General features: G+C 43.4%; 5 protein-coding genes and 17 tRNA genes. 21 read left to right on the top strand and 1 reads right to left on the bottom strand.

What is annotated here, in order from left to right; translation table 11 throughout:
* Positions 1 to 961 precede the first annotated feature (961 nt).
* The 21 genes from E4K67_RS29505 (at position 962) to E4K67_RS29405 (ending at position 5,988) form a co-directional block, all read left to right on the top strand.
* The gene (locus E4K67_RS29505; RefSeq protein WP_135553261.1) at positions 962 to 1,630 is read left to right on the top strand and encodes a Crp/Fnr family transcriptional regulator; all 669 of its coding nucleotides are present in this window, start codon (positions 962 to 964) and stop codon (positions 1,628 to 1,630) included.
* A 323-nt stretch (positions 1,631 to 1,953) separates the two neighbouring features.
* Entirely contained in the window at positions 1,954 to 2,367 is a 414-nt protein-coding gene (locus tag E4K67_RS29500; RefSeq protein WP_135553259.1) for a hypothetical protein, read from the top strand.
* Between the two features lie 38 nt (positions 2,368 to 2,405).
* Positions 2,406 to 3,344, top strand: a complete 939-nt coding sequence (locus E4K67_RS29495) for a sulfite exporter TauE/SafE family protein (RefSeq protein WP_135553265.1) — start codon at positions 2,406 to 2,408, stop codon at positions 3,342 to 3,344.
* A gap of 31 nt (positions 3,345 to 3,375) precedes the next feature.
* Positions 3,376 to 3,969: a DUF1847 domain-containing protein gene (locus E4K67_RS29490; protein WP_135553257.1), complete on the top strand. Its 594-nt coding sequence runs from the start codon at positions 3,376 to 3,378 to the stop codon at positions 3,967 to 3,969.
* Between the two features lie 318 nt (positions 3,970 to 4,287).
* Positions 4,288 to 4,372: transfer RNA gene (locus E4K67_RS29485), tRNA-Leu, on the top strand.
* 8 nt (positions 4,373 to 4,380) lie between these two features.
* A tRNA-Ser gene (locus E4K67_RS29480) sits at positions 4,381 to 4,471 on the top strand.
* 81 nt (positions 4,472 to 4,552) lie between these two features.
* Positions 4,553 to 4,628: transfer RNA gene (locus E4K67_RS29475), tRNA-Glu, on the top strand.
* Positions 4,629 to 4,641: 13 nt separating this feature from the next.
* Positions 4,642 to 4,717, top strand: a tRNA-Val gene (locus E4K67_RS29470).
* Positions 4,718 to 4,723: 6 nt separating this feature from the next.
* Positions 4,724 to 4,800: transfer RNA gene (locus tag E4K67_RS29465), tRNA-Asp, on the top strand.
* Between the two features lie 25 nt (positions 4,801 to 4,825).
* Positions 4,826 to 4,909: transfer RNA gene (locus tag E4K67_RS29460), tRNA-Tyr, on the top strand.
* A 113-nt stretch (positions 4,910 to 5,022) separates the two neighbouring features.
* Positions 5,023 to 5,097, top strand: a tRNA-Met gene (locus E4K67_RS29455).
* 45 nt (positions 5,098 to 5,142) lie between these two features.
* A tRNA-Gln gene (locus E4K67_RS29450) sits at positions 5,143 to 5,217 on the top strand.
* A gap of 4 nt (positions 5,218 to 5,221) precedes the next feature.
* Positions 5,222 to 5,298: transfer RNA gene (locus tag E4K67_RS29445), tRNA-Lys, on the top strand.
* 8 nt (positions 5,299 to 5,306) lie between these two features.
* Positions 5,307 to 5,381, top strand: a tRNA-Gly gene (locus tag E4K67_RS29440).
* Between the two features lie 9 nt (positions 5,382 to 5,390).
* A tRNA-Arg gene (locus tag E4K67_RS29435) sits at positions 5,391 to 5,467 on the top strand.
* An 11-nt stretch (positions 5,468 to 5,478) separates the two neighbouring features.
* Positions 5,479 to 5,554 (top strand) — tRNA-Thr (locus tag E4K67_RS29430).
* A 4-nt stretch (positions 5,555 to 5,558) separates the two neighbouring features.
* Positions 5,559 to 5,643 (top strand) — tRNA-Leu (locus tag E4K67_RS29425).
* A gap of 16 nt (positions 5,644 to 5,659) precedes the next feature.
* Positions 5,660 to 5,750 (top strand) — tRNA-Ser (locus tag E4K67_RS29420).
* 7 nt (positions 5,751 to 5,757) lie between these two features.
* Positions 5,758 to 5,832, top strand: a tRNA-Asn gene (locus E4K67_RS29415).
* Between the two features lies 1 nt (position 5,833).
* A tRNA-Met gene (locus tag E4K67_RS29410) sits at positions 5,834 to 5,910 on the top strand.
* Between the two features lie 4 nt (positions 5,911 to 5,914).
* A tRNA-Gly gene (locus tag E4K67_RS29405) sits at positions 5,915 to 5,988 on the top strand.
* A gap of 54 nt (positions 5,989 to 6,042) precedes the next feature.
* Here E4K67_RS29405 and E4K67_RS29400 read toward each other — a convergent pair.
* Positions 6,043 to 6,456, bottom strand: coding sequence for a CoA-binding protein (locus E4K67_RS29400; protein WP_135553256.1), 414 nt, complete (start codon positions 6,454 to 6,456; stop codon positions 6,043 to 6,045).
* Positions 6,457 to 6,892: the final 436 nt, after the last annotated feature.

Here is a 6,892-nt window from a genome sequence, read left to right as displayed (position 1 = left end):
TCCAGGGCCGATGATACTTGGGGCGCAAGCCCCTGGGAAAGTAGGTCATCGCCAGGTAAACAAGCAAAAAGCTATCTCTTAGGAGATAGCTTTTTTGTGTTGAGTTATACTGGAATATGGGGCCGGGGTTCCACTCGTTCATCCACACTGCTGGAGCTTGTGTTATAAGTCGCAGTGTGGCGAAAGGCTCATTCCGTCGCCACGAAGTCTTTCTTATGAGTGGGTGGCTCGGCGATACTCTCCACTGGAGACTATCGTGGTTTACGTATCTCGAACACGGAAGTTAAATCCACACTGCTGGAGCGTGTGTTATGAGTCGCAGTGTGGCGATAATCTCGTCCGATTATCGTCCGACATTGCTGGAGTTTTCGTAACGAGTCGCAGTGTGGTGAAAGGCTCGTCCGCCTTTCGACCTTCAGGGCCGATGATACTTGGGGCGCAAGCCCCTGGGAAAGTAGGATCCACACTGCTGGAGATTGCGTTATGGGGCGCAGTGTGGCGAAAGTCTTGTCCGACTTTCGTATCTCCAGGTAAACAAGCAAAAAGGCTATCTCTTATGGAGATAGCTATTTGTGTTAATTATACTGTAATATGGGGCCGGGGTTCCCCCCGTCTATCCACACTGCCGCAGCCTGGCGATTGTGCCCTTACAAAGGACCCTAAGGGCTATCCTGTAGCCCCTAGGGTCTTTATGTCATCTAGCTTTGCTTAATTGATAGTCCCATGGAGGTTGAAGACTATTGTCGTCTGCCACAGATTTTCGGGGACGTGTTTCATTCTCGCTCGAGAATAGCCTGACACTTCGGAGCCGAATATCTAACGTGAGCATTCTGTTCCTCGCCTCATAGAAGCTAGCTTCCGCCGCACAAAATGAATCAATATTCTCATGACGATTTAGGATAAACTAGTATTCTTGAGATGATTTGTGATAAACTATTACTTATATGGGGGGAAATATAGGGTGGAAAATATAAATCATGATGCATTAGCGTTAGACGAAGCTGAAAAGAACCTTATAAGGGAATATGGGACAGTTGTCAATTATCCCAAAGGGCAAATTATCTTTTCCGAAGGTGATACAGCTGACCGAATATATTTAATAGAAGAAGGTTTTGTGAAGATTTATCGTATTACCCCAGATGGTCGGAGGGTTACTGTTGGCAGCATGAGGACTTCAGGGCAGCTAATGGGTCTAGCTGAGACTTTATATCATGGGGAGCGAACTTGCTTTGCAGGTGCAATTAACGATTCTACTTTAGTAGTTGTGCGCAGAGCACGCTTTGAGGAATTGCTAGTGCAACATCCTACCATCGCAATTAAAGTAGCGACAACTCTGGGTGTAAGAATGCGAGAAGCCGAAGCAAGTATACAGGAAATGGTTTGTTTTCAGGTGCCTGGCAGATTAGCAATGTTGCTTCTTAAAATGTCCGAACGGGCTGGAATAGAAACGGAAACAGGTACGAAAATTAATTTTCGTTTAACTCACGAAGAAATAGCGTGTATGATTGGCACGTCTAGACAGACAGTAACCTCATTGCTTAATATATTTAGGCAAGAACATAGTATCGCCATTGAGGAAAAAGAAGTGTATATCGTTGACATAGATAAACTGAATAAATGGATAGTCTAAAAGAGGTTAGCATGTATGCTAGCCTCTTTTAGATTTGTAGGCAGTAAGCAGACTTGAATAAAAAGATAGTATATGCAAATAAATTCGAGCGACCTAATGATGTCTATTATAAAACAATTTGATTACTGTCGTGCAACGGACATAAATAAGGTCATACATTAGACTTTATTAATGTCTACATCTCGACATTAATAAAGCTATTTATTTGATAATTTATATATAAAAGGTACTACATTATATAGCTACGTGAAAGGAGGAACAAGCGAGAACTGAAACATGTCTTTTATTGTGAGAAACAACGTTTGCAAGTGAGGTGGTTACCTATGAATAAAATTTCTGAACTAATAAGATTTCTTAAAGACCCTCATGCTGAGAAAATAAATCTTCATAAAGGTCGATACGAGGAATTACAAGATCTTTCAAATGTAGCGATTGAAATAGGTAACGCGGAAGCTTACAAGTCCCTTCAGGCCGAAATGAGAGTAGAGTTTTTTGATTATTTAACAGCGATAGTAGTAGATTCAGTCTATAAATTAGTGCCTCACGTCCTTATAATTTGGCTGATTAGCTTAAAATGGCCAAGTATTACTGTTCCAATTATAAACTGGCAGGTCAATATACTTGGAGCATATCTACTCTTGTATTTACTCATTCATATTGGCCAGCTACTTGCAAAACCAATTAAGAGCATGTTGCTACCAAAACTAGGTTTACTTGGACTTAAGTCATCGGAATAACTTAAATTTAAACAATTGGAGGAAAAGATGTTATGAGTATGCATTTTGCAATCGCAGGCGTGGACGCTAGTCCCATTGGTCTAATTTTATGGGGTATATTTGTTGGCTATGTATTTACAACAGTAGGAGCCGCTGGTGGTATCCTGGCAGGTGTAGGTCATATGAGTATCTTTGGTCTTAAAAGTGCCAATACAATTAAGCCTATGAATCAGTTCTTAACTTTAGTTAGTCCTATTGTTGGTACTCCACTCTATCTCCGTGAGAAACGTATTATCGTACCTGTTGCTATTGCTCTAGGATTGGGTGGTATTACAGGAGCGCTGATTGGTTCTACCTTCTCGTCTTCCTTATTAAAAGATATGAAAACCTTCCAGCCCTACTTTGGTTTCTTCACATTAGCGATTGCTTTGCGACTCGGTTATGAGTGCACCCAGAAATTTATTGATGGCCAAAAATCTGTAAAAAAAGCTAACGAAACCTTCGGCGCGAAAGTTAAAGAACTTAAGGCTGCTGGTAGAATGAGTGAACTTAAGGAAATTGGCGTGAATTTCCAGAAAATTGGTGTTCAAAGCACGTTCACTTTTGCCGGTCAAGAATTTAAGTATAATACGATCTTTGTTTTCTTTGCAGGGCTCATTGTAGCTATTATTTCTGCTTCCCTCGGTGTTGGCGGTGGTTTCCTACTGGTTCCCTTTATGACAAGTGTTCTGGGTTTCCCAATGTTCATTGTGGCTGGGACTTCCGTACTCTCCATTCTGGTTACATCGGCGACTAGTATCTCTAATTACATCTCAATGGGGAGTGCAGTAGATATCACATTCTTAGCCTTCGAATTAACGGGCGTTGCTATTGGTACTGTATTTGCAGCCAAAGTTTCTAAATATATCAATGCTCGTTATTTGAAAATTGGCCTGACTGTTATCTTGTTCTACATTGGTCTGAAGTATATGTTGCCGCTAGTAGGCATTAGTATCTAACTCAAACTTAATAAAGTAGGAGGTTTCCTTAATGAAATGTGCATCCTGTAAAATGAAGACTAAAAACATGTGTGATAAGGAAGGCTTTGATTGCACTGGGGGTAAGTACAACCTAGATGAGTGTCTCGAGGAAGACAACAAGCCCTTTCACCGCGCTAGTGGATGCTTTCAGGCTGTACATGGTAACAACCTAAGTCGGCTTGATGAAGTGATTATGTTTGCTAAGAGAATGGGTTACAAGAAAATTGGTATGGCCTTCTGTATTGGTTTAGTTGATGAGGCTGCAGTTCTAGAGAAGATTTTGTCCCAACATTTTGAGGTATATTCTACTTGTTGTAAAATAGGTGGTCTTAAAAAAGAAGATTATGAAATACCTAAAGTACAAGAGGACAAAATTGAAGTTATTTGCGATCCTGTTCTCCAAGCCAAAGTACTGAATAACGACAAAACTGAACTTAACCTTGCAGTAGGTTTATGTGTCGGCCATGATATGTTATTCAATAAGTACTCAGATGCACCTGTCACCACCTACGCTGTTAAGGATCGAGTACTAGGTCATAATCCTTTGGCGGTCTGTTATTCTAGTTATCTACGCAAGAAATATATGAATAAAAAATACGATTAGAAGATAACCCTATTTAATAACTCCATCCTCTGGGATGGGGTTATTTTTTATTGGCAAGAATGTACAACTTAAAGGAGACCTGGAAAGGCGTGGAAGCAGAATCCTGTGAAACTATAGCTTTGTTGGTTCGAAGGAGTAAAAAAGTTGAATCAATAAGCGGGTTCAGTATTTAGAAATTGGGCAAATTCTTAATAAGTCGCTAGATTGTAAAATAAGTAAATTGACAAGTTGGTCCCTATCATATATAAATATAGATGGTCCTGTTTAATTAGAGCGAAACTTTTATTTAAAGCTACTAGTTAATGGGTCAGGAAAATTGCGGGAGTGGCGAAATTGGCAGACGCGCACGCTTGAGGGGCGTGTGGGTAACTCCGTACGGGTTCAAGTCCCGTCTTCCGCACCAACAAATTTGGAGAAGTACTCAAGTGGCTGAAGAGGACGGTTTGCTAAACCGTTAGGGTGGGTAACTGCCGCGAGGGTTCGACTCCCTCCTTCTCCGCCAAAAAATGTTCAACGTTAACAATAAAAAAAAAGTTGACATTTCGTTCGCGTTCAGCTATACTAAAAAAGTTCTCAAAAAAGTGGCCCGTTGGTCAAGCGGTCTAAGACACCGCCCTTTCACGGCGGTTACACGGGTTCGAATCCCGTACGGGTCACCAAACAGAATACCAAGGGTGATTAGCTCAGCTGGTAGAGCGCCTGCCTTACAAGCAGGATGTCGGCGGTTCGAACCCGTCATCGCCCACCAATACGTGGCCCCATAGCTTAGCGGCTTAAAGCGCCTGCCTGTCACGCAGGAGATCGTCGGTTCGAATCCGATTGGGGTCGCCATAAAATTAGTTCTCTAACTCAAAATGGGCAGGTGGCCGAGTGGTTAAAGGCGACAGACTGTAAATCTGTTCCGCGAGGTACGATGGTTCGAATCCATCCCTGCCCACCATTTAAGAAGTTCAATGTTCGCGGTTCGAAATTCGAACTAAGAACTTAACTTATATCAGAGGAACGCAAGTCGATTCAAACTTTGAAATCGTACTTAGCGCTTTGTATTAACGTCGCGGGGTGGAGCAGTGGTAGCTCGTCGGGCTCATAACCCGAAGGTCGTCGGTTCAAATCCGGCCCCCGCAACCAAGGTATTGGGTCCTAGAGCATACGCTCAGGCTTAATATATATGATTGGGGTGTCGCCAAGCGGTAAGGCACCAGACTTTGACTCTGGCATTCGTAGGTTCGAATCCTCCCACCCCAGCCAAAAAGGGCCATTAGCTCAGTCGGCTAGAGCACCTGACTTTTAATCAGGGTGTCCCGCGTTCGAGTCGCGGATGGCCCACCAAGCTATTTGCGGGTGTAACTCAGTGGTAGAGTGTCACCTTGCCAAGGTGAAAGTCGCGAGTCCGAATCTCGTCACCCGCTCCAAAAAAATATGCGCTCGTAGCCCAGCTGGATAGAGCGTCTGACTACGAATCAGAAGGCCGTGGGTTCGAATCCCTCCGAGCGCACCAAAAAAAAACTCGCCGTTGTAGCTCAGTTGGTAGAGCGTATCCTTGGTAAGGATAAGGTCACCGGTTCAATCCCGGTCAATGGCTCCAGCATGCGGGAGTGGCGAAATTGGCAGACGCGCACGCTTGAGGGGCGTGTGGGTAACTCCGTACGGGTTCAAGTCCCGTCTTCCGCACCAATTAAAAAAGATTTGTGGAGAAGTACTCAAGTGGCTGAAGAGGACGGTTTGCTAAACCGTTAGGGTGGGTAACTGCCGCGAGGGTTCGACTCCCTCCTTCTCCGCCAAATACATTCCTCGATAGCTCAATGGTGGAGCAACCGGCTGTTAACCGGTAGGTTGTAGGTTCGAGTCCTACTCGGGGAGCCATGGCAGGGTAGCCAAGTTGGTTAAGGCAAGCGGTTCATACCCGCTCATGCGAGGGTTCGAATCCCCCCTCTGCTACCAATATGCGGGTGTAGCTCAATGGTAGAGCGCTAGCCTTCCAAGCTAGTTACGCGAGTCCGATTCTCGTCACCCGCTCCATAGAATTAATGAACCGCACCATATGGTGCGGTTTTTTGTGTTGCTATGTTAAAGTTAGCTTTCAGTTAGCCCCAATCGCAATTTATGCCGTGTATGGGTTAAAACACACTGATCATGGATCACTGCAATCCCGTTTTCTCTACCATTGCGAATAGCCTCTTTGCTTTCGCTACCTGGTTGCATCCATACTCTATTGATCCCAAGGTCAATACAATCAGCAATAACTTGTTCTGTGATCTTTGGCGGAACGACCACGCTCACGGCATCAGGGACAGTCGGTAATGCGGCTAAAGAAGGATAGCAAGGGTCTCCGTCGACACTCTCAAGCCCGGGATTAATTGCATAAACTGTGTAACCTGCCTTTTTGAGCTGATTATACACTTTATAGCCATATTTAGCGGTGTTGTTGGATACGCCGACTACAGCCCAATGCTTCTGGACTAAAGCCTTATCAATTTCATCTAACATTGTTTACTCTCCATTCTGTTGCTTTTACATAGCCAGAAAGTATAGCCGAAAGTTGTATACCTCTGGAAGGTCCCTTCACGCCATTAAATGGCTTGCACCAGCACCCGAAGGAATGGTGTTTGCAGTTATATTACTAAATATTATGCCAAATATATCTGAATTGCAAATTAGATTAATGAGGAATTAAGACAATCGGTAAAAATATTTAGAAATACAAGTTGACGACCTTGAAGTATATGTGATATGTTATGTAACGTTGTAGGTGCAGTAAAAACTTGTTACATCGACAAGGAAGATATTGACCTTGACAGGGACACCCTAAAAATGCTATTATAGTTAAGCGTCGTAAGACGAACAGTGGTCTTTGAAAACTAAACAACAAGGACAGCCAATGAGAGAAACTCTAAGGAGTTTCAAAAAAACAATGAGCGAATCA

The organism is Desulfosporosinus fructosivorans (assembly GCF_004766045.1).
In the GTDB taxonomy this organism is placed as follows: Bacteria; Bacillota; Desulfitobacteriia; order Desulfitobacteriales; family Desulfitobacteriaceae; genus Desulfosporosinus; species Desulfosporosinus fructosivorans.
This window is presented reverse-complemented; position numbering and strand designations above follow the sequence as displayed.